Source organism: Sphingomonas sabuli (assembly GCF_014352855.1).
Taxonomy (GTDB): Bacteria; Pseudomonadota; Alphaproteobacteria; order Sphingomonadales; family Sphingomonadaceae; genus Sphingomicrobium; species Sphingomicrobium sabuli.
The window spans coordinates 1,126,683-1,149,717 of record NZ_CP060697.1; the positions used below are offsets into that span (position 1 = coordinate 1,126,683).

Here is a 23,035-nt window from a genome sequence, read left to right on the forward strand (position 1 = left end):
GCGGCTAGGCCGGCATGCCCTGCAGCGGATGGCCGGGACTAGCGATGGCGTCGCGAACGTCGGGATAACTCGCCGCCATCTGGCCCAGCGCCGCAATGGCGGCCGGCTGGCCCGCCAGGCAGGAATCCGCAATCGCCGGCAAGATCGTCGCGGCCTTCGGCGGATCACCCATCGATCCACCCGGCGAGTCCGGATAGCGCAACGCGTCGGCCTGCGCCCGCGCCAGCCTGCAATAGGGCTCAAGATGCAGGCGGTGGTCGGCGATCTCCACACCGATCGGTCCTGACGGATCAGGCGATTCCGCATGGGGCCGACCGGCGAGGCTGGCGGCGAGCCACCGCCGCGCCGAATCGAACGCCAGGGAGATCGCCCCCTGGCTTTTCGTCAGTTGCCGCCGGGCGGCATTGTCTTTCCCCGCCAGTTCGCGTGCAAGGGCGGCAATCCCTTCGGCATCGGCGAGATCCATGACCGGCGCGATCCCGCCCAGCAACGCGGAAAGACCCTCATTCTTGTAGGTGTTGCCAGCGATCTGGATCGCGGGCGTGCCGACGCTCGCGGCGACGATGGTCAGGTGATAGCGGCCGCCGAAGATGAACGCGCATTGCTGCAGCGCGCTTGCCACCGCCGAATAGCCAAGGGCGTTGGGGATCACTTCAAAACCACCGTCCGGCCAGTGCTCCTGCGCCAATTCGACCAGCTTGCCGTCCGCCTTGGTCGATACGGCGATTACCGGCTTGAGTCCGGTCTCCCGGCGGATCCGGTCCGCGGCGGCGAAAATCCGATCGTGAATGCCCGCCTCTGGCAGCGCCGAACCGGTCACCGCGAACCACCGCTGGCCGGAAAGGTCGGGCAGCCGCTTGTCCGGTGCAGGTTCGGTCAGGAAGGCCGTGTCGGGGATAAGCTGGGCCTTATCCATCCCGAGATCACGCGCCGCGGCCAGCGACATGGCTTCGCGCACCCCGTTCAGGTCGAAGCTGTTGAAGACCGCCGTGGCGACCTTGGCGAAGCGGTCATCGCAGATGAAGATCGTGTGATTGAAGGCATAAACCGGCTTGCCCCACGCATGCTTGGCGACAAACGGCAGCAGGAGCAGTCGGATGCCGCGCACCACGTCGGTCCCGGTCATTGTCCCTTCGGCCTGGAAGAAGACCGCATCGCTCGCCGCGACATCGTCGGCGTAGCTGCCGTACCGGTCGCGGCAGACGCGCTCGAGGAAGGCCAGCTGCTCTTCCGCGCCCGAACGCCCGTCGGCGACCTGCAGCACGGCGTCGTACAGAGCGTCGAGATGGGCGGCCAATGCCAGATCGGCGGCGTGGCGGGGGAGCAAGGGCACCAGCGCCACGCTGGGCAGATGATCCACCGGGAATGCGGAATTGATGAACTTCAGCCATTCCCAGCTGGTCGCCTGACACCCCCAGTTCGGGCGGATGCCGGTGAAATTGACGAGCGCAATGCGGCGCACGTTCATCAGCCCTCGGCCCACTGGGGATCGTTCAGCGGTTCGACCTGGATGCGGTCGGACAAGGGCATGCCGATCCGCCGCGCCAACCAGGCCAGCTCGGACGTCACCGCAACCTGCCCCTTGAAGCCGTTGAGCAAGCCGATGAGCGTTGCCGCATCCTCGCCAAGATCATGGCTTTTGACGCCCGACGGCATCGTGTCCGACCAGTAATGCGCCGTATCTTCTTGGAACATGGTGAAGCCGGTCACGCCGAGAAGGGCAGGACGCAGGATCCGCCTGAGCAGACTGACGGCATAGACGCCAGTCGTCAGGCTGCCCGTCCTGGCCGGCAGGTCTTCGCCATAGATGTCGGGCGTATAGGTAAACAGGACGTCCTGATCGCCCGCCCACTGGGCGAACTGGGCCTTGTCGCCGCGCTGCGTTTGCGGCGCGATGACCAGCACCATGCCGCAATCCAGCCCGTCCGCCGGCGCTCGGTGGAAAGTCTCGGTATAGGGATTGGTGACGAGGATATCGGTGCGCGAGCCGACATCCTGTTCGAAGCCGTGGATGGCGCAGCCGTTGAAGCGCACGACAACATCGAAACCGTCGATCCACTCGCCCCGGCCACTGCCGCGCAGGGACGGCGCATTGCCGACAATGACCATCCGCGGCTTGCCGGCGAAGCGGGAAACGAGGTCGAAGGGCGTCATCAGGCGGCTGGCCGGAACGCGGCTGCCCGCATCGGGAAGCGCCATGGCTGCACCGGCCGCTTTCAGCTGGATCGCGGTAAGAGTGCGCAGGAAGCCGGCGCGGCGGTCGTTTCCGGCGGCGGGATCGGACAGGGCCGCGACAATGACGTCCCAGTGGCGGTCGAGCTGCTCGCTGATCGGTCCCGCCAACAGGTCGCGGCGGTCCGGCGCGTCGTCTAAACGGGAGCGCGCCGCCGCCAGCGCGCTGTCCCAGTCGTATACGCAATCGTCGGCCCGCCCGACCAGTTCGGCGAAAGCTTCGAACTTGAGGTTGTGCCGCAGCGACACGAGCACGCCCGGAATGCCATAGGAAAAGCTGGTTATGTACGCGTGCAGCGACGAACAGAGGGTCAGGTCCGCGCAGGCGATGATCGCGGCGATGTCCTGCAGCGACGCCGGGCGGTCGAGCACCACGCAGGATGATTGCATCGCTTCGCCAAGCCGGCGCGCGACATCGTCGTCGCCGTGGCACGGACCGATGGCCACCAGCACGACCGTCCGGCCGGTATCCGCCGCCAGCGCGTCCAGCTGTTCCGCGAGCTCCTCGAGCGATCCGCCGAGCGAGCGTTCCTTGACGTGGACGGCGATGTAGCTGCCGGCGGGATCGGCGCCTGCCCGCTCCAGCACCGCGCGTGCGCGCGGCTCCTGTTCTTCCAGCGGCCACACGCGCGATATCTCGACGGCGCTGTCGGGGACGATTGTCGCCGCGGCACCGCCGACGCCGAGCGCGAGGCGGCTGTTGTCGTCGCGCACCGACAGATAGTCGGCCGCCGCGGCGGTCGCCGACAGCATGTCGCCGGCCGGCCAGCCCTGCTCCGCGAACGGCACGCCCGGCGCATTCCACACAACCGGAAGCCCATAGGCCGCGGCAAGGCTCGTCGCGCCCACCCACAGAGCGGGATAGGCCGCGTTGCGAAGGTTGCCATCCTGATAATCGGGCAGCGCCGTATGGCGTAGATGAATGATGTTTCCGCCGCCGATCAGCACGGCCTTGCCGGGCGGATTGCAGGCCGCGAGCGCGTCGAAGGCAATCGGCGCGGGCGCGTCGTCATAGGCGGTCTTCACGCTCGTCGGAGAAACTGCCGTGATCGCCAGTCCCGCGCGCTCCAGCCGTCGGCCCGCGATGATCGGGAACAGCAGGTCGCCATAGTTTTCGACATCGAACGTGCCGAATACCAGAACCGTATCGGCGGTTTCCGGCTCCGTCCCTTCCACCGGCCAACGCAGCCCCTGCGGGCCCGACGCACCGGGCGTCAGGGGCGGGCGAATCGTCGGCTTCTTTCTTATGGTCGGTCCGTGGACCGTGACCGATCCGGCCGCCTCGATGGCGTTGACGCGCACGATCAGCCGATCGTCGTCGGATTCGATTGCAGGATCGGCGCCGACCAGGTTGGCGATGTCGACCTCGACCGTCTTGCTGGTCAGCGGACCTGCATGGATCCCCGCCCAGGCAAGACTTTTGCCCGATGGATCATGGCGCAGAACCTGGACTCGAACCGCGCTGCCGTCGCCTTCCAGAGTGAAAACGGCGATGTCCGTCTCGCGATCGGGCACCGTCGTATCAACGGCCTTGACCCATCGCCCGACCGAAGTGGTGATCCTCGCCGGTCCCGTGCCTGACTTCCCGGCGGGCATCGCCGCTGGCTAGGCGGCCTTCGCGGCCGGCTTGGGGGCTTTGGCGGCCGGCTTGGCAGGTTCGCCGATGAAGTCGCGGAACAGTTCGTATTCGCTGTAGGCGGCGCGCGCGATGGAATAATCGAGCGCCGTGTGGATCGCCGCGTCGCGCATCTCCTGACGCCGCTGCGGACGGCCGTCGACGAACTGGTCGACGGCGTTCAGGATTTCATCGTCGGACCGCGTGTCGACGACGAACGAATTGACGCCGTGAACCGCATATTCGCCGCTGCCGCCGAACACCGGCAGGACCGGGACACACCCGCACGCCATGCCTTCCAGGCCGGTCCGGCCGAATGCCTGGAAGTCCGAAAGGTCGAGGAACATGTCTGAATAACGCAGGGTGCTCGACACCTGGTGACGGTCGAGCACGCCGAGCGGCTGCAAGGCATCCGACGGGCGCAGGCCGGTGCTCGCAAGCTCCTCGGCGTCACAACCGAAATAGGAAATCTCGACCTTCGACCCATAAGTGAAGGCAAGCTGTTCCAAGATGCGGATCGTCCGCTTGGGCGCGCGCCGCGGAGTCTTCGGCCGGACCATCGCGGTGATCCGCATCGTTCCGTACAGCGGCCGGTCGACCGGGAAGTAAACATCGTGGTCGATGCTCGCCTTGACCCGGCGGACGTGGATGTTGTGGTTGGCCTCGACCACCGAACACAGCCAGTCGGTCTTGGCGAACAACAGGCCGCCCTTCAACCGTTCGAACGACTTGCTCGCTTCGGTCCATTCACGGCTGCCCGGCGGGTAGAAGAGCGGCTCATAATCCTGGATGTAATAAGCCAGCTTGAGCCGCGTGTTCTTGGAATGGTCGCGGGCCTGCGCGACCACGGACACCGACAGCGCCGTGGTGGCGATGGCCAAGTCATAATCGCGGATGATGTCGCCCAACGCCTCGGTCGACCCGTAAACCGGGTTGCCGATGCCGTTGCGGGCCAGTTCCGGGTAACGGATCTGGAATTGCGCGGCGAGGTTGCCGGGCGTGGCGATCGCTACGCCGACGCCCAGCCGGTTGAGGCCGAGCGCTTCCTGGACGATCGAATGGGCGCCACCGCCGCCGCCGGCGCTTGGAAGGACGAAGATAACGCGCATCAGGCTCTCTGCAGCTGGGGTTTAGCGGATCTGGCGGACTTGGCTGCCGGTTTGAAGGCTGCGGCCTCCTTGGCTGCTTCCGGGCTCCGCGGCGAATGCAGCTTGGCCATTTCCGCGGCCACGCGGTCGCGGACGGAGACCAGCGCCGGCGTGTCCCGGAACTTGGCCGTCAGGGCGGGAATGTCGACGTCCGGATGAAGCTTCTTGAGCGCTTCGTTGCCGGCCTTGGTCAGGCCTTCGCGCCGGGCGTTGCCGAAGCTCGCCGACTTGACGTGATAGACATAGACATCGTCCGCGACGGCCAGTTTTACGCCGGCCTTCGACGCGCGCAGGCACATGTCGTTTTCCTCGCCGTAGCCGACCGGGAAAGCGACCGGGTTGAGCCCGCCGATCTCGTTGAAAATGGAGGTCTTCATCATCGTGCAGAAGCCGTTGAGCAGCGGCACGTGCGGATGCGCGCGGGTCGATACGCGGCGCACGATATCGGCCACCATTTCGACGGTAACGCCAGGTGGCAGGCGGTTGACCTTCCACTTGTTGGTCGCGTCGTACAGTTCGGGCACAGACTGATAGCTGGCGGCATTGGACAGCGGCCCGACAAGGCCGATCCGCGGATCCGACCGCGCGCAGTCGAGCATGCCTTCGAGCCAGCCGCGCGTGACGATCGTGTCGCTGTTGAGCAGCACCGCCCATTCGGTCCGCGCGCCGCGGATGCCGAAGTCGGCGGCATAGGTGTATCCGCGGTTTTGCGGAAAGCTGTGCACCGTGATCCACGGCTTGCCCGTGGCGTAAGCGTGCAAGGCTTCGCGCACCGTCTGGTCGGATGCGTCGTCGACCACCTTGATCAGCACCGGCACGGTGGACGCGCCGTTGATCGATTCCAGGCAGGCCAGCGTCTCGTCCAGCGCGTTGAACACCGGGATGACGATGGTGACCGGTTCCCGCGAGGCGTTGGCATTCCACTTGAGCGGTTGCGGCTCGGACGAATTCTCTTCGGTCGCCAGCCGCACCGGCGTCGGGCCGCGCCAGTGCGCCGTGGTGACCAGAGTTTCGATCTGCAGCTCGATATTGCGGTCTTCGACCTTGAGCGGCGCTTTCTCGCTGTCGCCCTCGACATCGCCCTTCGACACGACTTCGACATCGAACAGCGCAACCGCCGTCGGATGGCGGAAATCGAAGGCAAGGTGATAGGTCAGCTCAAGGCTCTGTCCCTCTTCGAGCTCGGGCTCCTCCCCTTCCTCGATCGGCGCCGCGAGGAACGTGAACTGTTCAATGTCCTGGCGGATCGGCACCTTGCGAGCGAAGGTGGTGACCACTTCGTCCCGCTCCGAATAGGCGTCCGCGGACAGAAGCCGCGACCGGCGGATGACGTAGACGCGGTCGATCACCGCGAACTGCGGCGTCGCCTCCTTCGACCGGGCCAGCATCTGCCGGGCGGCCGGCGGGCTTCCGGCGCCGAAGCGCAGTTCGAGCAGCTGGTCGTCTATGTCGTTGACCGCGAAGTCCGCTTCGATGCGCAGATAGCTTGGCACTTCTCCCGCGGCGACGGCCAGGCCGATCGAGCCGCTCGACGGCTGGATCACGGCGCGGGTGTACGTCGGGGTCCGCGATTTGCGGTTGCGGACGCGCCAGTTGGTACAGGCCACGGCGCCGCCGGAGTTCTGCCGCACGCCCGCGCCATGCGGCCACTCCAGCATGCCGGGATTGGCCAGCATGTTGGCTTCCGGCTCCTCGCTGGCTGCGTTCTCCGGCTCGGCCGAATTGGTCAGCGCGACCTCAAGGTCGGACAGCTTCTTGCCGGACGCTTCGAACTCGAACACCGGTTTGCCGACGATATCGCGCGAGCCTTTCAGGTCGAGCTGGAGCAGCGCCCAGGAATCGCTGGTCTTCGCAATGGCCGAGGTTTCGGCGACCACCCCTTCGTCATCGCGCAACCGCAACGCGATCGTCGACTTGCGGCTGGCGCGGACAAAGCCGCCCGCCGCGACTTCGTCCGTGTTGGCGGGCAATTCCATCGCCGTTTGCCACAGGCGCAGCGGCTCCTCGGCGGCAGGCACGGAAACGTGCGCGGTGTAGCCGGACAATTCGTGATCTTCCGCCAGCTGGTCCGGGAAGGCGAAGAAGCCTTGCTCGACCGACGCGCCTTCACTTGCCTCCCAACGGGCACCGTCGCGGCCAAGCGTACGAAACTGCGGGTCGCCGAGCACAGGCGATTCTATCCGCGTGCGGACGGGCGCGCCAGCGATGACGACCTCGATTTCGGTCTGGCCGTCAACGAATTCCGGCGGCAGGCTCACCACCGCGACCCGCCCGCTCATGTCCAATTCGCGCTCGACCGTTTTGCGGCCCTCGTTCTTGAAACGGACGACCGCGGCGATCGGACCGGACTGGTCGAACTTGCCGCGCAAGCTAACGCGCAGACCGTTGTCGTGCCGCGCGACCGCGGCGCGCAGGGTCAGCTTTTCCAGCGTTACCGCCAGGCCGGCTTCCTTGAGACCGGGGAGCGCGACCAGCAGGTCCTCGTTGAGCAGACGTTCGGCCGCCTCACCCTTCAACTGCGCGGAGAAGGTGCCTTCGCCCTCGTTCACCGGGGTCAGCGGAATCGACGACACAACCCGCGTATCACCGTCCCACAGCTCCAGGCTCATGTCCTTGAGCCATGGATACGCGCCGATACGTCCGCGCAATTCGACGGCCTTTCCGACCGCCAGCCCGGTGATCGTCAGCGGCGGCCCTTCGCGGGTCGCCTTGGTCACCGTCGGCTGCTTGGACTTTAGCTTGGTCTTGGTGGCGATATCCTTGGCGGACGCCTCCAACGGGCTGCCCCCAATCTCGCCGGCATAATAGAAAGCGAAGGCGAAGTGGCCGTCGCCGCCGTGATGCGACTGCACCAAGGGATCGAAGCGGTCCGCCCGCGCCGAGCCAATGCGATTGCCGTTGACGAAGACGTCGATGTCACGGCGCGATTCAAGGTCGCGGCTGTCGATCGCCCAGCCGGAAATCAGCTGCTCGTTGCCCCTGAAAAAGCCGTTGACGGGGGTCACCTCCACCTTCGGCTGTTCGGCGCCGACCGGCGGACTTGGCTTCTTGCCCAATTTCCAGGCCACTCAACTCTCCTGTGCGGCGCGCGTCCCGGAGACCCCGGGATCGCGACCATATCGAAATGCAGGGGCGACGCTTGCCTGATGACCGGCGCGACTCGCAAGCGCTTTCTTTGGCCGGCGCCGCGGTTACTTGCTGTGAATCGCGGTGTAGGGCAGCTGGATGTAATCGAGCGCCCACTTCGCAGCGCCCTTGATGCCGCGTTCGCGGTTAGGGAACAGTAGTTCGCCGACATTAAGGCCGAGGCCGAAGAACAGCCGCCGGCGCAACGGCTTGCCGGCATCGCGGTCCTCCTGGGTGAAGCCTCGGGCGTAATAGCCGCCGTGCAGTTCGACCAGCCGCAGGGGCGACCGCTTGAACCGGTCGAAGCCCGCAAGCTTCAGCGCCATCAGGTAGCGCTGGCCGCTATAGTCGGTGATCGGGCTGCGGACCTTCTTGCCGTCTTTGTCGCAGAACGGCTTGGGAAAGCAGGACAGGATGCTGTCGAACCCGCCGGACGGCACGTAGAGCAAGCGGAAGTCGAGCTTGTCCTGAAGCCCCGGAATCGACCGGCGGGCAACCGACAGCAACGCACCGGCCGTATCCACCGCGAGATCCTCAATCGAAAAGCCGTGCTCGGCGGAAAAACCGTCGAAGACCTCGATGTAGGTCATCAGCCCCATCGACAGGATCGCGCCGGTATAGGCCGCGCTTTTGCGGTTGGCCGGGCCGGTCTCGATCCCGTCGGCGAAGAATTCTGCGAGCACATAGCTCGACCAGGCATGGCCCAGCTTGTCCATGCCCAGGCTGGCCGTGTCGCGGCCGAACAGCCCCTCGTTGTTGAAGCGGAAGCGCGAGCTGCCCCAGTCCCAATTGGCGAAACCGGTCGCGGTGATCACCGCCGCCGCGCCGCCTAAGCGCCACGGGATCGACTTGGCCTGCGTCCAGAAAGTGTGCGCCGAATAATCGTCGGCGTCGCCGATCACCTCATCGTCGCGGTCGTCGTCATTCGGCAGCGGGGCGTCCGCAGCTTGCCGCTCCTCGACCTGCGCCAGGTCCCAGCTGGCGACCTCGACCGCGGGCTGCGGAAGGTCGATGGCGACGTCTGCCGGCACGGGGGCAACGGCGGCTTCCACCGGCAAGGCGGCCGGATCGATCGGCTGAGCCGTCTGCAGCAGCAGGGCCGAATAAAGAAGAGCGCTCACGCCCGCTTTGTATCGCGGGAAATTGGAAAAGCTACAGGCTCCAGTAGCTTATGTCGGACCGCAGGCTTGCCGGATCGACCTGCGAGCGGACATCGACGACGATCCCGCCTTCATCCAGCATCCCGCCCAGCGCCGCCCCGTCGAGCGCCGCGAACTCGCGGTGCGACACCGCCAGCACCACCGCCGCAAGGCCGGTCAGCCGATCGAGATCGCACAGCTCCACGCCATAGGCTGCCTTGACGCCCTCCACGTCGGCCACGGGGTCGTGCACCAGCGGCTGGATCCCGAACGCGCGCAGCTCCTCGTATATGTCGACCACCTTGGAATTGCGGATGTCGGGCACGTTTTCCTTGAACGTGAAGCCAAGGATCGCGACCCGCGCCTGGCTGACCGGCTGGTCGCGCTTGGCCAGCAGCTTGACCAGTCGCTGCGCGACATACGCGCCCATGCCGTCGTTGATCCGCCGGCCCGACAGGATGACCTGCGGGTGATAGCCCAGCTGTTCCGCCTTGGCGGTCAGATAATAAGGATCGACGCCGATGCAGTGGCCGCCGACCAGGCCCGGATGGAAGGGCAGGAAATTCCACTTGGTCCCGGCCGCTTCGAGCACTTCGCTGGTGCGGATGCCGGCAAGGTCGCAGATCTTCGAAATCTCGTTCATCAGCGCGATGTTGACGTCCCGCTGGGTGTTTTCGATCACCTTGGCCGCTTCCGCGACCCTGATCGACCCGGCGCGGTGGATGCCGGCTTCGATCACCGACCCGTAGATTTCGGCCAGCCGGTCGAGCGTTGCCGGATCCTGCCCGGCGACGACCTTGACGATCTTTTCGATCGGCCGCGCCTTGTCCCCGGGATTGATCCGTTCCGGACTGTAGCCAAGCGTGAAATCCGTCCCGCAGCGCAGGCCCGACGAGGCTTCCAGCGCGGGACCGCAAATATCCTCGGTAACGCCCGGATAGACGGTGCTTTCGAACACCACCACGGCGCCGCGCTCGAGCACCGGGCCGACCAGTTCGCAGGCGCTCAGGATGGCGCGGAAGTCTGGCCGGCGGGCCTCGTCGATCGGGGTCGGCACGGTGACGATGAAGATGCTGCAACCGCGCATGCCTGCCGGCTCGGCCGTGAAGTTCAGCCCGTCGGCGGCGAGCTGTTCGCTGTCCACTTCGCGCGTAGAATCCACGCCTCCGAGCAAATCCGCGACGCGGCGGGCGCTGATGTCGAAACCGGTGACGTCATACTTGCGCGCCAGCGCGACGGCGAGGGGCAGCCCGACATAGCCCAGCCCGACGACGGCAATTCGGGTATCCCTGTCCACTTTGGTCCTAACGGTCGCTGACAAGGCTCCAGTCAACTAGAGCCTTTTGCCGGTCTGGCAAGGCGACGAGGCAAGGACCGCGCGGCCAGGACAAGGGCTGGTGGAGCTGAGGGGAATCGAACCCCTGACCTCTGCAGTGCGATTGCAGCGCTCTCCCATCTGAGCTACAGCCCCGCGCCGCCAGCCTGGCCGGAAAAACCCGGCTTCCCGGGTTTGGGAGCCGCTCACTTAGCGGCGCTTTGCAGCCCTTGCAATCGCTCACCGCACGTCAGGCGCGTCCCGCCGAAAACAGCCGTTTATTACCGGCGAAAACCGGAACGGGCCTCTCCCGCCATTCGTTTTTTCACCGACACGCCCGGACTTTCCGTCCGGAGCGGCCAAATTTGAAAAAGGGAGATATATCCATGGCCTACGACCGCTACGACAACGGACGGGAGCGAAGCCAGCGACGCGACGACGAGGATCGCGGCTTTTTTGAACGCGCGGGTGACGAAATCGCGTCCTGGTTCGGCGATGACGACGCCGAGCGCCGCCGCAATCGCGACGAGCGCATGCACGGCCGCGACTTCGATCGCGAGCCCAGCCGCGACCGCTACAATTACGGCGGCTGGGGCGACCAGCGCAGCTCGATGCGCGACCGCGACCGCGATTTCGGTCGCGAGGCTTCGTACGGCCGCAGCCGTGACGAACACCGTGCCCCGCAAGCGAGCGGCTGGAACTCGGGCGACCGCGACTATCGTTCGTCCGCGCCGATCTCGTCGCGAGATTTCGCCCGCAGCAGTGCCGGCTTCGGCGGTGGCAGTAACGACTGGGACCGCGGCGAATTCCGCTCGACCGGACGGACCGGCTCGCCGCGCGACAGCGACCGCCATTACCATAGCTGGAAGCAGCGCCAGCTCGACGAGCTTGACCGCGACTACGACCAATATTGCCGCGAACGGCAGGAGCGGTTCGAAAGCGATTTCGGCACCTGGCGCAAGGAGCGCATGGGCAAGCGCCAGCATCTGACCGGCATCCGTGAGCATATGGACGTCGTCGGCAACGACGGCGAGCCCCTCGGCAAGGTCGACAAGGTCCGCGGCGACCGGATCATCCTGACCAAGTCGGATGCGACTGATCATCGCCATCATTCGATCGACTGCTCGATGATCGACACCATCGACGGTGACCAGATCAAGCTCGACCGTTCCGCCGAGGACGTGAAGAGCCGCTGGAACAAGGGCGATGACCGTGGTTTCTTCGGCCGTGACGACGATCGGCATGAAGATCACGAGTTCAACCTGAACCGCAGCTTCTCGGGTACCTACGAAAGCTAGGCGTTCGCTCGCTTGAAGCGAGGGCAAGGAAGGCCCGGTGGCGCAAGCTGCCGGGCCTTTCGCTTGTCCGTGATGCATTCTATCGCCGACGGACAATTTCAGGAGACAATGACGATGGCCCGCCAATGGCAATTGACTAGCCGGCCTGACGGAATGCCGACCGCCGAAACCTTCGCGCTTCGCGAAGTCGACCTGCCCGATGTCCGGGACGGCGAAATCCGCGTCCGCAACCTGTGGCTTTCGGTCGATCCCTACATGCGCGGGCGGATGAACGAGTCCAAATCCTACATCGCCCCCTTTCCGATCGACGGGGCGATGGAGGGCGGCGCCATCGGCGAGGTTCTTGAGTCAAAGGCCGACGGCTTCGCCAAGGGCGATCTCGTCAGCCACTTCGCCGGCTGGCGCGACGAGGCGGTCATCAGCACGAAGGGCGTCCACAAGCTGCCCGACATCGGCGCTACGCCGCAGTCCTTCCTCAGCATCCTCGGAATGCCCGGCGCGACCGCATATTTCGGCCTGTTCGACGTCGCTGCGGCCAAGGATGACGACATCGTTTTCGTTTCCGCCGCCGCGGGCGCGGTCGGTTCCGCGGTGGTGCAGCTGGCCAAGGCGCGCGGCATGACTGTCATCGGGTCCGCCGGCGGCGCGGAGAAATGCGACCTGATCCGCTCGCTCGGCGCGGACGAAGCCGTGGATTACAAGGCGGGGTCGATCCTCGGCGGGCTCAAGCAGGCCGCGCCCAAGGGCATCGACGTCTATTTCGACAATGTCGGCAGCGACCATCTCGACGCTGCCTTCGCCTGCTCCCGGCAATGGGCGCGCTTCGCGCTGTGCGGGATGATCGCCGGCTACAACAGTCGCGAGCCGGCCCAATTCAAATATATCATCCGCATGATCGCTTCACGCATCACGATGCGCGGCTTCCTTTACGGCGATTACGTCTCGCGGCTCGACGAATTCTACCGCGAGATGGGCCAGCTGGTCGCCGCCGGAAAGGTCACGGCGCAGGAAACGGTGTTCGAGGGCCTGGAAACGACCCCCGACGCCTTCCTTGGCCTGTTCAGCGGCGCCAACAGCGGAAAGATGCTCGTCCGCGTCTAGCGGTTGAAGTCGCAGGCCGCCGGGTCGCCCGTCTCCAGCCCCTTGCGCAGCGCCGCCATGCGCTGGGCAGAGGACCCGTGGGTGAAGCTCTCCGGAACCACCCGGCCCTGCGTATTCTGCTGGAGTGTGTCGTCGCCGATCGCCTCGGCGGCGCGCATGCCTTCCTCGATGTCGCCCGGCTCCAGGATCGGCTGGCCGTCGGCGGTGCGCGCATTCGCGGCCCACACGCCGGCGTAGCAATCGGCCTGCAGTTCGACCCCGACCTGGATGGCGTTGCCGTCGACCCGCGAAGAACTGGCCTGCGCCCGCTCCGCCTTGTCGAGCGTGCCGGTCAAATTCTGGACGTGGTGGCCGACTTCGTGCGCGATGACATAGCCTTGCGCGAAGTCGCCCGGCGCGCCGAACCGGCTGCTCAGCTCGTCGAAGAATTTCGGGTCGATATAGATGCGCTGGTCGGTCGGGCAGTAGAATGGCCCCACTGCCGACTGCGCCATGCCGCAGCCGGTCTGGTCGTAGTTGCTGTAAGCGACCATCTTGGGCTCGGCGTAGGTCGATCCGCTCTTCTGGAACAGCTGGCCCCACACCTGTTCCGTCGAGGCGAGAACCCCGGACAGGACGCGCCGATTTTCCGGGCTCAGCGTCGATTGATCGGTTGAGCTTTGTTCGCTGCTTGGGCTGCCGCCGCCGCCGCCGCCGCCGCCGGGAATGATCGACCCGCCGCCAATGCTCTGCAAGGCGCAATAGCCAAGCAACAGGACAAGCACGCCGATGATGCCGAACCGGCTCATCACCAATGGCAGGAGGCAGCCCAGCATGCCGCCGCCGCCGCCCATGTTGAACCCGCCGCCCTGGCCGGTCCGGTCGATGAAATTGCCGCTGTCGTCGTCGCCAAGGCGCATCGATGTCCTCCCTGTTCACCGCCAAATGCGCGAACTGCCGCAGCAGTTGCAATGGCGCGTTTGGCAGTCGAGTAGCACATAGCAAAAGGAGACAGCATGATTCTCAACGGCAAAGTGGCGCTGGTAACCGGTTCGACCTCGGGCATCGGCCTCGCCATCGCCCGCGCGCTCGCTTCGAAAGGCGCCCGGCTGATGATCAACGGCTTCGGCGACGCGGACGAAATCGCGGCCATCGCCGATGACCTTGGCGCGATTCACGACGGAGCGGACATGTCGGACCCGGACGCGATCGGCCGAATGCTCGACCGCTGCGCCGCCGAACTCGGCGGGCCGGACATTCTCGTCAACAATGCCGGGATCCAGCACGTCGCGCCCGTCGACAGCTTCCCGCCGGAAAAATGGGATGCGATCATCGCCATCAACCTGTCGGCGGTGTTCCACACCACGCGCCATGCGCTGCCCGAGATGAAGGCGAAGGGCTGGGGCCGGGTCATCAACACCGCCAGCGCGCACAGCCTGGTCGCGAGCCCCAACAAGTCGGCCTATGTCGCCGCCAAGCATGGCGTCGCCGGCTTCACCAAGACCGCCGCGCTGGAGACTGCGCGCGACGGCGTCACCGTCAATTGCATCTCGCCCGGCTATGTCTGGACGCCGCTGGTCGAGAACCAGATTCCCGACACGATGCAGGCGCGCGGCCTGACCCGGGAGCAGGTGATGAACGATGTCCTGCTGGCGGCCCAGCCGACCAAGCAGTTCGTCACCCCCGAACAGGTTGCCGCGCTGGCCGTGTTCCTGTGCCGCGACGAAGCGGCGTCGATTACCGGCGCCAACATCAGCATGGACGGCGGCTGGACGGCGGCTTAGGCTCGGCGTGATGCGCATTGCCATCCTGTCCCTTTCCCTAGCGCTGGCGGCCTGCTCCGTCGTCCGCCCGCAACCCGGCGTCATCATCCAGCCGCAGCGCGACTGGCATCGCGTAGTCACGCAGGAAGACCGTGCTCGCCTGCGCGACTGGCGATCCGCCTTTGCCGCGGGCGTCGCTGCGGCCCGCGCCGATGGCCACGCGGCGGAGGTCGACAAGGAAGGCGTGCTGCTGCAGCCGGACGCGGCGCTTGGCCCGCCGGGCATTCCCAACGGCGACTACCGCTGCCGCGTGACCAAGCTGGGCGCCAAGAGCGAAGGCCTGCTCAACTATATCGCCTATCCCTATTTCGCTTGCCGGGTGCAGCAGGAGGAGGAGCTGCAGGGCTTTGCCAAGCGCACCGGATCGCAGCGGCAGGTCGGCCTGATCTTCCCCGGCGACCAGTTGCGCCAGGTGTTCCTCGGCACGCTGATGCTCGGCGACGAAGCGCGGCCCATGCAATATGGCCTGGACCGCGAACGCGATGTCGCCGGCTTTGTCGAGCGCATCGGGCCCAATCGCTGGCGGCTGGTCATGCCGTCCCCGCATTTCGAATCCAAAGTCGACGTGATGGAGCTGGTTCCAGCGTCCTGAGCCGAAGGGTTAAGCCGATGAAACTGATGCCTGCCGCCACCGCGTTCGCACTGCTCGCCTCAGCCGCGCCGGCCGCCACGGTTCGCGACGCCGTTACCGGCGACATGCCGCAGCTGATGACCCTCTACCGCGACCTCCACGCCAACCCGGAATTGTCGTTCCAGGAAGTCCGCTCGTCCGCCAAGCTTGCCGCCGAGGCGCGCAAGCTGGGCTTCGAAGTGACCGAAAAGGTCGGCCGGACCGGCGTCGTCGCGGTGATGAAGAACGGGCCCGGACCGGTGCTGCTGGTGCGCGCCGACATGGACGGCCTGCCGGTCAAGGAGCAGACCGGCCTGCCCTTCGCCTCTGCCGCGATGGGCAAGCTGCCCGACGGCACCGCCTCGCCGGTGATGCACGCCTGCGGCCACGACACGCACATGACAACCTGGCTAGGCACCGCTCGGCGGCTCGTGGCGATGAAGGACCAATGGTCGGGCACGCTGGTCATGATCCTGCAGCCGGCCGAGGAGATCGGCGCCGGCGCGGACGCGATGCTCAAGGACAATCTTTACAGCCGCTTTCCCAAGCCGACCCACGCTTTGGCCTTCCACGACGCGGCGACGTTGCCGGCCGGCGTAATCGGCATCACCCCCGGCTATGCGCTGGCCAACGTCGACAGCGTCGATATCACCATCCACGGGGTTGGCGGCCACGGCGCCTATCCGCACACCACCAAGGACCCGATCGTGCTCGGCGCTCGGATCGTAGAATCGCTGCAGACCCTAGTCAGCCGCGAAAACGACCCGCAACAGCCTGCGGTCGTTACCGTCGGCAGCTTCCACGCCGGGTCGAAGCACAACATCATTTCCGACCAGGCGAAGCTGCAGCTGACGGTGCGCAGCTACACACCGGAAACCCGCCGGCTGCTGCTGGACGGGATCAAGCGCATCGCCCGCGGCGAGGCCATCGCCGCCGGTATTCCGGAGAGCAAGATGCCCGAGGTCGGCATTCGCGAAGGCGAATTCACGCCGGCCACCTTCAATACCGAGAAGATGTCGAACCGCGCGCTGGAATTGTTCAAGGCGGCCTTTGGCGCGGATCGCGTGCGGAAGACGCCCGCGGTGATGGGCGGTGAGGATTTCAGTCGCTTCTGGCTGGCCGACAAGTCGATCGAAAGCCTGATCTTCTGGGTCGGCGGGACGCCGCAGGACAAGTGGCAGGCGGCCGGCGGCGATACGCAAAAGCTGCCCTCGCTGCACAGCCCGTTCTGGGCGCCCAATGCCGAGGCGGTGATTTCGACCGCGACCGAAGCGATGACGCTGGCCGCGCTCGACGTGCTCAAGAAATCCTGATTACTCGGCCGCCCAGGCAGCGGCCTTTTCGACGATTTCGAGTTCGCGCAGCAGCGCATCGACGCTGCCGGTCAGTTCCGGCAACTCCGTGATCTGATGGCGCGCGCCGCGATAGGCTTCGACCATCAGGATCGCGTCGATCAGGATCGGCACGACCAGCCCTTCCGGATCGTCCAGCTGAACTAGTCCCTGAAGCTTTTCGAGCGCCTTGCGACGCGCCTTTTCGGGATCGGACATCACTGCCGCCCGACCAATCATCCAACCCATCGCACCGTCTCCTTGTCCGGCACACTATCGTGCCCCGCTCGCCAAGGAAGTTCGGGCCGCCGCGCGCCCGGCGCGCTTTGGCGTTTATGGCGGTTACGGCGCGGCGGTTTCCACGCCCTGGGGCCTGCGTTCACCAGATATTTGTAAAGTTTGGCGACACCCGGGCCATGTCGCTGGATTTGCCACCTTGCCGCTGACGGTCGCCTTCTGGAGCCATGCGCTGGCGGCGACGATGTTCGCCACGCTGCTGCTGTGGCGGGCAACGGCCGGCGTTCGGCATCCCGGGCATCGGCTGCTGCTCGCCGCCTTTGCGCTCACGGCCTGCTGGGCGTGGCTCGAAGCGCTGTCGCAGGGCTCGATCATGGCCCGTTATGCCGAGACCGCGCGCAACCTCGTGTGGGTGTCGCTGCTTTACAGCCTGTCGGTGCGCGGCGACGGACGCCAGCACGGCGTGCGGTTGGTCTATGGCGCGGTGTCCGCGGTGCTCGGCATGCAACTGGTCGCGACGACCATGCTGCTCCTGGTGCCCAGTGCGGCCGTTGCGCAGACCGCGGTCATCCTGCGCATCACTGCCGCCGCCGGCGCGCTGGTGCTGGTCCACAATCTGTACGGGCAGGCTTCTCCATCGAGCCGGTCGAACATCCGCTTCGCCATGCTCGCGCTGGCCTCCATCTGGGCCTACGACCTCAATTTCTACACAGTCGCCTACCTGGCGCCGTCGACCGCCGACGGGCTGGCCGATTGGCGCGGACTAGCGGTGCTGCTGGCGGGCCCGCTATTCGCGCTCGGCGCCCAGCGCGAGGACGATTGGCGAATCAAGCTGTCGCGCGCGGCGACCTTCCAGTCGCTCTCCTTGCTGTCGATCTGCGCCTATTTCGCGGTGATGGCGGTGCTTGCGACCGTGCTCAAGGGCGCGGGCGGGGCATGGCTGCAATCGCTGTCCGCGGCGCTGCTGGCCGCGATGGTCGTTGCCGCGATGGTGCTTGTCCCGAGCCAGCGCGCGCGGGGCTGGGCCAAGGTCAAGATCGCCAAGCATTTCTTCGAACATCGCTACGATTACCGCCTCGAATGGCTGCGCTTCACGGAAACGCTGGGCGATGCCGGACAGGATGCCCGGCCGCTTGGCGAACGGGTGGTCAAGGCGTTCGCCGACATTCTCGAAAGTCCCGGCGGCCTGCTGATCGAGCGCGACGTTTCGGGGCGGACGGCCGTGTGCGCGCTGTGGAACTGGTCCGGCCGCAGTCCCGACGAAACGGACATGGCCGCTGACGAGGCTTTCTGGGCATCGCTTGGCGGCGAGGGCATAATCGAACTGACCGCGTCCGGCAGCGGCCTGGTGCCGAACTGGCTGGTGACGCTCGACCAGGCGTGGGTCGGTATTCCGCTGATCCACCAGGGCGCGGCGGTCGGACTGGTGGTGATCGGCGCGCCCGATTACCGCCGCGCGCTCGACTGGGAAGATTACGACCTGCTCAAGACCGCGGGCCGGCAGGCGGCGAGCGCCTTTTCCGAGGCCCAGGGCCAGCGCGCGCTGGCCGACGCGCAGCGGTTCGAGGAGTTCAATCGGCGCTTCGCCTTCATCCTCCACGACATCAAGAACCTCGCCAGCCAACTCTCGCTGCTCGCCCGCAATGCCGAGCGCCACGCGGAGAATGCCGAATTCCGCGCCGACATGATCGCCACGCTGAAAATGTCGATCGGCAAGATGAACGGGCTGCTCGCGCGACTGTCGCCGCAGGCGTCGGGACGTGGGCAGCGTATCCAGCCGCAGCCACTGCGCGACATCCTTGCTTCGGCGATCGCCAACCGGCGCGGCGCGCATGACGTGCGCTTGCTCGGCGATTGCAGCGAATGGGCGGTGGTCGACGCCGCGGGGCTGGAGCAGGCGGTCGGCCACCTGGTCCAGAATGCGGTCGAAGCCACCGGCGGGCCGTCGGGTGTCACCGTCCGCGTGTCCCGGTCCGGTGGGGGCGTCGCCATCGCCATCGCCGACACCGGGTCGGGCATGGACGCGGAATTTGTTCGCAACCGCCTGTTCCAGCCGTTCGCATCGACCAAGGACACCGGCTTCGGCATCGGAGCGTTCGAGGCCAAGGGCGTGATCGAGGCGATGGGCGGACGCATCGCCGTCGACAGCCGCCCGGGCGCGGGCACCACCTTCACTCTTCACCTGCGGGCGGCACAAGCGCCCTCCGCCGACCAGCGAGATGTCGCATGAGCAGTCAATCCGACCTTCCCGTCCTGCTTGTCGTCGAGGATGACGAGGGCCTGCAGCGTCAGCTGAAATGGGCCTATGACGGCTACACCGTGGTCGCCGCCCACGACCGGCCGCAGGCGCTCGAGGCGCTGCGCGCGCACGAACCCGCGGTGGTGACGTTAGACCTTGGCCTGCCGCCCGATCCCGACGGCACGGAGGAAGGCTTTGCCACCCTGAGCGAGATCCTGGCACTCAAGCCCGACACCAAGGTCATCGTCGCGTCCGGCCACGGCGCCCGCGAAAGCGCGCTGAAGGCCGTCGCGCTTGGCGCGTATGATTTCTATCGCAAGCCGATCGACATTGACGAACTCGGGCTGATCGTCGCCCGCGCCTTCCACCTTCACGCCATCGAGTCCGAGAACCGGGCGCTGGACCAGTCGAGCGGGTCGACCGTCCTGGGCGAGATCATCACCGCGGCGCCGGAAATGCTCAAGGTCGCCCGCACCATCGAGCGCGTCGCGACCGCCAATGTGTCGGTCATGCTGTTGGGCGCCAGTGGCACCGGCAAGGAATTGCTCGCCCGGGCGGTCCACGAGCAGAGCGGGCGCAAGACCGGCCCCTTCGTCGCCATCAACTGCGCGGCGATTCCGGAGAACCTGCTGGAGGCCGAGCTTTTCGGTTACGAGCGCGGCGCTTTTACCGGCGCCGTGAAATCGACCGTCGGCAAGGTGGAGATGGCGCAGGGCGGCACGCTGTTCCTCGACGAGGTCGGCGACATCCCGCTGCCTCTGCAGGTCAAGCTGCTGCGCTTCCTGCAGGAGCGAGTGATCGAGCGAATCGGCGGACGCCAGCCGATCGCGGTCGACACGCGCATCGTCTGCGCCACCCACCAGGATCTGGACGCGATGACCGCCGACGGCCGCTTCCGCGAAGACCTGTACTACCGGCTGGCCGAGATCGTGGTGAAAATCCCCTCGCTGGCCGAACGGCCGGGCGATGCCGTCCTGCTCGCCCGCCATTTCGCCAACCGCTTCGCGCGGGACATGAACCCGCGCGTGCAGGGGTTGTCGCCCGACGCGGTAGCGGCGGTCTCCGCCCATCCCTGGCCGGGCAATGTCCGCGAGCTGGAAAATCGCATCAAACGCGCGGTGATCATGGCCGACGGAAAGCTGGTCGGCGCGGCCGACCTCGACCTGCCGGGGAGCTCAACCCACGATCAGCCGACGATCAACCTGCGCGCGGCGCGCGAGCTGGCCGACCGCAAGGCGATCCGCTGGGCCCTGAGCCACACCGAGAACAATATCTCGGGCGCGGCCAAGCTGCTGGGGATCAGCCGCCCGACGCTGTACGATCTGCTCAAGCAATATCAGTTGGGTGCCTAGCGGCGGGGATAATCCGGGCGCGGCATGTTCTGCATCACCCGCTCCATCTGCGCCGCCGCCTGAGTCATGGTCGAGATCATCGCCGGCAGGGCTTCCGACATCGCCCGCATGCTGTTGGCGATCATCGGCTTGGCCTGCGCGATCTGGCGGCGGTAATTGGCGTCGAAATTGGGATCGTCGCGACGGCCCATGTCGCGCACGGTCATCGCCTTTTCCTGTGGGCTCGCCGTCCGCCCTTCCGCAGCGGCCTTGATCCCGCCGATCGGCATGTCGAGAAAGGCATCGCCAAGCGCGCCCATCATGTCGCCGAGTTTCTCGGCCATCGCCGGATCGGTCAGCTCCGGCGGGATCCGCATCGCTTCGGGCGGCGGAACGGGCTGCGCGGCGACCGGTGCCGCGGCCATCAGCAATACACTGCCGAGGAGGAAAATACGCATCGACGACTCCTTTGTCCGAAGCCCGTGTATCACGGGACAAAGGCTAATCAAATCAGCGCATTGACAACCAGACCAGAGCGGCCGCGCCGGCGGCGATGCGATACCAGGCAAACGGGCCGAAGCCGTAGCGAGTAACGATCGCCATGAAGGCCTTCACGACCACGTAAGCGACGACGAACGAGACGATGCTGCCCAGCCCGATCCAACCGAGCTGCCCTTCGGGAATCGCGTCCCAATGCTTGAACAGCTGATAGACCGTCGCGCCGCTGAGCGTCGGCACGGCGAGGAAGAAGCTGAACTCCGCCGCGGTCTTGCGGTCGACGCCCATGCCCATCGCGCCGAGGATGGTCGCGCCCGACCGGCTGACGCCCGGGATCATCGCCAGGCACTGGACCAGCCCGATGCCGACCGAATGGAGGAACGTGACATTGGCGACCCCGCCGCGGTCGGTCGTGGTGGCGAACCGTTCGATGGCGAGAATCGCGACACCGCCCAGGATCAGCGCCCAGGCGACGACGACGGCATTGCCGAGCAGCAGGTCGATGCGATCGCCCAGCGCCACGCCGAGCACGACCGCGGGCACGAAGGCCACGCCGATATTGCGGATGAAGCGCCAGGCGTCCGGGCTGGCCTTGAACATGCCGATCAGGACGTCGCGAAAGGTGCGCCAGTACAGCACCACGATAGCCAGGATCGCGCCGGGCTGGATGGCGATGTTGAAGACCGCCCATTCTTCCGCGTTGAAGCCGAGCAGCTCTGTCGCGAGGATCAGGTGACCGGTCGACGAAACCGGCAGGAATTCGGTGACGCCCTCGACGATGCCGAGGATGATGACGAGCAATAGGATGGGCATCTAGACGATCGGCTTCAGGCGGCTTGCCGGGGCGAACCGGACATGAAACGGCCGCCCGGGCGATAGCGTTCGAGCCACAGCGGCGCGACCGAACCGAGCGCGGTCGGCGCGATACCGAAAGCTTCCAGTCCCTTCGACTTCTTCGCCGGCAGGTTGTCGCTTTGCAGCATCTTCCATTGGTCGCGGGTCAGCGGCGCGCCCGGCAGGAAGCCGAACCATGACAGGATATTCGACGCGAAGTTGGGCAGTTCGAGCAGCTCCGGCTCTCGTCCCGCCGCGCGAGCCGACAGGGCGTAAATGTCCTCCATCGTCATCACCTGCGGCCCGCCGATGTCGAACGTCTTGCCGCCGAAGCGCCCGGGGTCGAGCGCCGCCATCGCGACTGCCTGTGCCAGGTCCTTGACGTAGACCGGCTGGAACCGCCGCTCCGCCGCGATGACCGGCAGGACGGGGAGCCGTGACAACGCCGCGAGCCGGTTGGTCAGCCCGTCTTCGGCGCCGAAGACGATCGACGGGCGGAAGATGGTGGCGCCGGGGAACGCCTTGCGCACCGCTTCCTCGCCCTCGCCCTTGGTGCGGCCGTAGGTCGCTTCGGAATCGACGTCTGCGCCGATCGCTGAAATGTGGATGAGCGCCGTCGCGCTGGCTTCGCGCGCGGCCTCCGCGACGGTTCTCGCGCCGTCGACATGGACGCCCTGCAGCGGCCCCTTGAAGATCCCGACCAGGTTGATCACCGCCGATGCGCCGCGCACCGCGGCGCGGACCGAATCCGCGTTCAGCAGGTCGGCCCTGACCGTGCCCAGCTGGCCCAGCGCGGCCAGCGGCTGAAGGAAATGCGCGACCCGCGGCTGGCGGCACGCGATCCGTACCCGGACATCCTTGCCGAACAGTTCCTCGCAGACGTAGCGGCCGATGAAGCCGCCGCCGCCGAACACGGTCACGATCCGATTCTCAGGGTTTATCATGGGCCCGAAGCACTAGCGGGCGTGTACGGATTGGCAAGCGCCGGAGCGACCGCGCGGCCGGTCCCGGCGCTCGGTTGACAAGCCCAGCGCCGCCCGCCACATGGCGCGCCCTACCACACAGACCTGACAGTGTGCCCAGGTGGCGGAATTGGTAGACGCACCAGCTTCAGGTGCTGGCGCTCGCAAGGGCGTGGAGGTTCGAGTCCTCTCCTGGGCACCATTTTTACCGGACAGC

Annotated in this window: 18 protein-coding genes and 2 tRNA genes; 8 read left to right on the forward strand and 12 right to left on the reverse strand. The window is 66.4% G+C overall.

The annotated features are described in order from the left end of the window. Positions 1-4: 4 nt before the first annotated feature. The 7 genes from H8M03_RS05700 to H8M03_RS05730 form a co-directional block, all read right to left on the reverse strand. Positions 5-1,468 (reverse strand): polysaccharide pyruvyl transferase family protein, encoded by a 1,464-nt coding sequence (locus tag H8M03_RS05700; protein ID WP_187480769.1) that lies wholly within the window; start codon positions 1,466-1,468, stop codon positions 5-7. Further along, the gene (locus tag H8M03_RS05705) at positions 1,468-3,747 is read right to left on the reverse strand and encodes a glycosyltransferase family 29 protein (protein WP_187480770.1); all 2,280 of its coding nucleotides are present in this window, start codon (positions 3,745-3,747) and stop codon (positions 1,468-1,470) included. Before H8M03_RS05705 ends, H8M03_RS05700 begins: the two co-directional genes overlap by 1 nt. A 90-nt stretch (positions 3,748-3,837) precedes the next feature. Continuing rightward, positions 3,838-4,956, reverse strand: coding sequence for a glycosyltransferase (locus tag H8M03_RS05710; RefSeq protein WP_187480771.1), 1,119 nt, complete (start codon positions 4,954-4,956; stop codon positions 3,838-3,840). Further along, positions 4,956-8,063 (reverse strand): glycosyltransferase family 2 protein, encoded by a 3,108-nt coding sequence (locus H8M03_RS05715; RefSeq protein WP_187480772.1) that lies wholly within the window; start codon positions 8,061-8,063, stop codon positions 4,956-4,958. The genes H8M03_RS05710 and H8M03_RS05715 overlap by 1 nt, the downstream gene beginning before the upstream one ends. A 123-nt stretch (positions 8,064-8,186) precedes the next feature. After that, positions 8,187-9,242 (reverse strand): DUF2279 domain-containing protein, encoded by a 1,056-nt coding sequence (locus H8M03_RS05720; protein WP_187480773.1) that lies wholly within the window; start codon positions 9,240-9,242, stop codon positions 8,187-8,189. Positions 9,243-9,273: 31 nt separating this feature from the next. Beyond that, complete coding sequence (locus H8M03_RS05725; protein WP_187480774.1) at positions 9,274-10,557, reverse strand: nucleotide sugar dehydrogenase; 1,284 nt, start codon at positions 10,555-10,557, stop codon at positions 9,274-9,276. A gap of 98 nt (positions 10,558-10,655) precedes the next feature. Then, a tRNA-Ala gene (locus H8M03_RS05730) sits at positions 10,656-10,731 on the reverse strand. 230 nt (positions 10,732-10,961) lie between these two features. On the opposite strand from H8M03_RS05730, the gene H8M03_RS05735 reads away from it, so the two are divergent. Together H8M03_RS05735 and H8M03_RS05740 are read left to right on the forward strand one after the other, a co-directional pair. Further along, entirely contained in the window at positions 10,962-11,873 is a 912-nt protein-coding gene (locus H8M03_RS05735; RefSeq protein WP_187480775.1) for a DUF2171 domain-containing protein, read from the forward strand. 153 nt (positions 11,874-12,026) lie between these two features. Then, on the forward strand, positions 12,027-12,974 hold the full coding sequence (locus H8M03_RS05740) for an NADP-dependent oxidoreductase (protein WP_246449127.1): 948 nt from the start codon (positions 12,027-12,029) through the stop codon (positions 12,972-12,974). On the opposite strand, the gene ypfJ is transcribed toward H8M03_RS05740, so the two are convergent. Beyond that, entirely contained in the window at positions 12,971-13,873 is a 903-nt protein-coding gene (ypfJ, locus tag H8M03_RS05745; RefSeq protein ID WP_187480776.1) for a KPN_02809 family neutral zinc metallopeptidase, read from the reverse strand. The genes H8M03_RS05740 and ypfJ overlap by 4 nt on opposite strands. 96 nt (positions 13,874-13,969) lie before the next feature. Between ypfJ and H8M03_RS05750 the strand changes: the two genes are divergently transcribed. Genes H8M03_RS05750 through H8M03_RS05760 form a run of 3 tightly spaced genes read left to right on the forward strand, consistent with a single transcriptional unit; the run spans position 13,970 to position 16,699 of the window. Then, positions 13,970-14,737 carry a 3-hydroxybutyrate dehydrogenase gene (locus H8M03_RS05750; RefSeq protein ID WP_187480777.1) on the forward strand — a complete coding sequence of 256 codons (768 nt, stop codon included), beginning with the start codon at positions 13,970-13,972 and terminating at the stop codon, positions 14,735-14,737. A 10-nt stretch (positions 14,738-14,747) separates the two neighbouring features. Beyond that, positions 14,748-15,368, forward strand: coding sequence for a DUF4893 domain-containing protein (locus H8M03_RS05755; protein WP_187480778.1), 621 nt, complete (start codon positions 14,748-14,750; stop codon positions 15,366-15,368). 17 nt (positions 15,369-15,385) lie between these two features. Then, positions 15,386-16,699 (forward strand): amidohydrolase, encoded by a 1,314-nt coding sequence (locus H8M03_RS05760; RefSeq protein WP_187480779.1) that lies wholly within the window; start codon positions 15,386-15,388, stop codon positions 16,697-16,699. On the opposite strand, the gene H8M03_RS05765 is transcribed toward H8M03_RS05760, so the two are convergent. Next, on the reverse strand, positions 16,700-16,966 hold the full coding sequence (locus H8M03_RS05765) for a hypothetical protein (protein WP_187480780.1): 267 nt from the start codon (positions 16,964-16,966) through the stop codon (positions 16,700-16,702). 187 nt (positions 16,967-17,153) lie between these two features. Between H8M03_RS05765 and prsK the strand changes: the two genes are divergently transcribed. Both prsK and prsR read left to right on the forward strand, forming a co-directional pair. Further along, the gene (gene prsK, locus H8M03_RS05770) at positions 17,154-19,184 is read left to right on the forward strand and encodes an XrtA/PEP-CTERM system histidine kinase PrsK (protein WP_187480781.1); all 2,031 of its coding nucleotides are present in this window, start codon (positions 17,154-17,156) and stop codon (positions 19,182-19,184) included. Then, positions 19,181-20,545, forward strand: a complete 1,365-nt coding sequence (gene prsR, locus H8M03_RS05775) for a PEP-CTERM-box response regulator transcription factor (protein ID WP_187480782.1) — start codon at positions 19,181-19,183, stop codon at positions 20,543-20,545. The genes prsK and prsR overlap by 4 nt, the downstream gene beginning before the upstream one ends. On the opposite strand, the gene H8M03_RS05780 is transcribed toward prsR, so the two are convergent. From H8M03_RS05780 to H8M03_RS05790, 3 genes are read right to left on the reverse strand one after another with little or no spacing between them, the layout of a single operon-like run. Beyond that, positions 20,542-20,982, reverse strand: a complete 441-nt coding sequence (locus tag H8M03_RS05780) for a hypothetical protein (protein ID WP_187480783.1) — start codon at positions 20,980-20,982, stop codon at positions 20,542-20,544. The genes prsR and H8M03_RS05780 overlap by 4 nt on opposite strands. Positions 20,983-21,034: 52 nt before the next feature. Continuing rightward, complete coding sequence (locus H8M03_RS05785; protein WP_187480784.1) at positions 21,035-21,835, reverse strand: undecaprenyl-diphosphate phosphatase; 801 nt, start codon at positions 21,833-21,835, stop codon at positions 21,035-21,037. A 14-nt stretch (positions 21,836-21,849) separates the two neighbouring features. Beyond that, positions 21,850-22,800, reverse strand: a complete 951-nt coding sequence (locus tag H8M03_RS05790) for a complex I NDUFA9 subunit family protein (protein ID WP_187480785.1) — start codon at positions 22,798-22,800, stop codon at positions 21,850-21,852. Between the two features lie 133 nt (positions 22,801-22,933). On the opposite strand from H8M03_RS05790, the gene H8M03_RS05795 reads away from it, so the two are divergent. After that, a tRNA-Leu gene (locus H8M03_RS05795) sits at positions 22,934-23,020 on the forward strand. Positions 23,021-23,035 lie beyond the last annotated feature (15 nt).

Coding starts and splice junctions, on each gene's coding strand:
- H8M03_RS05700 (WP_187480769.1), bottom strand. CDS start 1,468: ATGAACGTGCGCCGCATTGCGCTCGTCAATTTCACCGGCATCCGCCCG.
- H8M03_RS05710 (WP_187480771.1), bottom strand. CDS start 4,956: ATGCGCGTTATCTTCGTCCTTCCAAGCGCCGGCGGCGGCGGTGGCGCC.
- H8M03_RS05735 (WP_187480775.1), top strand. CDS start 10,962: ATGGCCTACGACCGCTACGACAACGGACGGGAGCGAAGCCAGCGACGC.
- H8M03_RS05740 (WP_246449127.1), top strand. CDS start 12,027: ATGCCGACCGCCGAAACCTTCGCGCTTCGCGAAGTCGACCTGCCCGAT.
- ypfJ (WP_187480776.1), bottom strand. CDS start 13,873: ATGCGCCTTGGCGACGACGACAGCGGCAATTTCATCGACCGGACCGGC.
- H8M03_RS05750 (WP_187480777.1), top strand. CDS start 13,970: ATGATTCTCAACGGCAAAGTGGCGCTGGTAACCGGTTCGACCTCGGGC.
- H8M03_RS05755 (WP_187480778.1), top strand. CDS start 14,748: ATGCGCATTGCCATCCTGTCCCTTTCCCTAGCGCTGGCGGCCTGCTCC.
- H8M03_RS05760 (WP_187480779.1), top strand. CDS start 15,386: ATGAAACTGATGCCTGCCGCCACCGCGTTCGCACTGCTCGCCTCAGCC.
- H8M03_RS05765 (WP_187480780.1), bottom strand. CDS start 16,966: ATGGGTTGGATGATTGGTCGGGCGGCAGTGATGTCCGATCCCGAAAAG.
- prsR (WP_187480782.1), top strand. CDS start 19,181: ATGAGCAGTCAATCCGACCTTCCCGTCCTGCTTGTCGTCGAGGATGAC.
- H8M03_RS05780 (WP_187480783.1), bottom strand. CDS start 20,982: ATGCGTATTTTCCTCCTCGGCAGTGTATTGCTGATGGCCGCGGCACCG.
- H8M03_RS05785 (WP_187480784.1), bottom strand. CDS start 21,835: ATGCCCATCCTATTGCTCGTCATCATCCTCGGCATCGTCGAGGGCGTC.
- H8M03_RS05790 (WP_187480785.1), bottom strand. CDS start 22,800: ATGATAAACCCTGAGAATCGGATCGTGACCGTGTTCGGCGGCGGCGGC.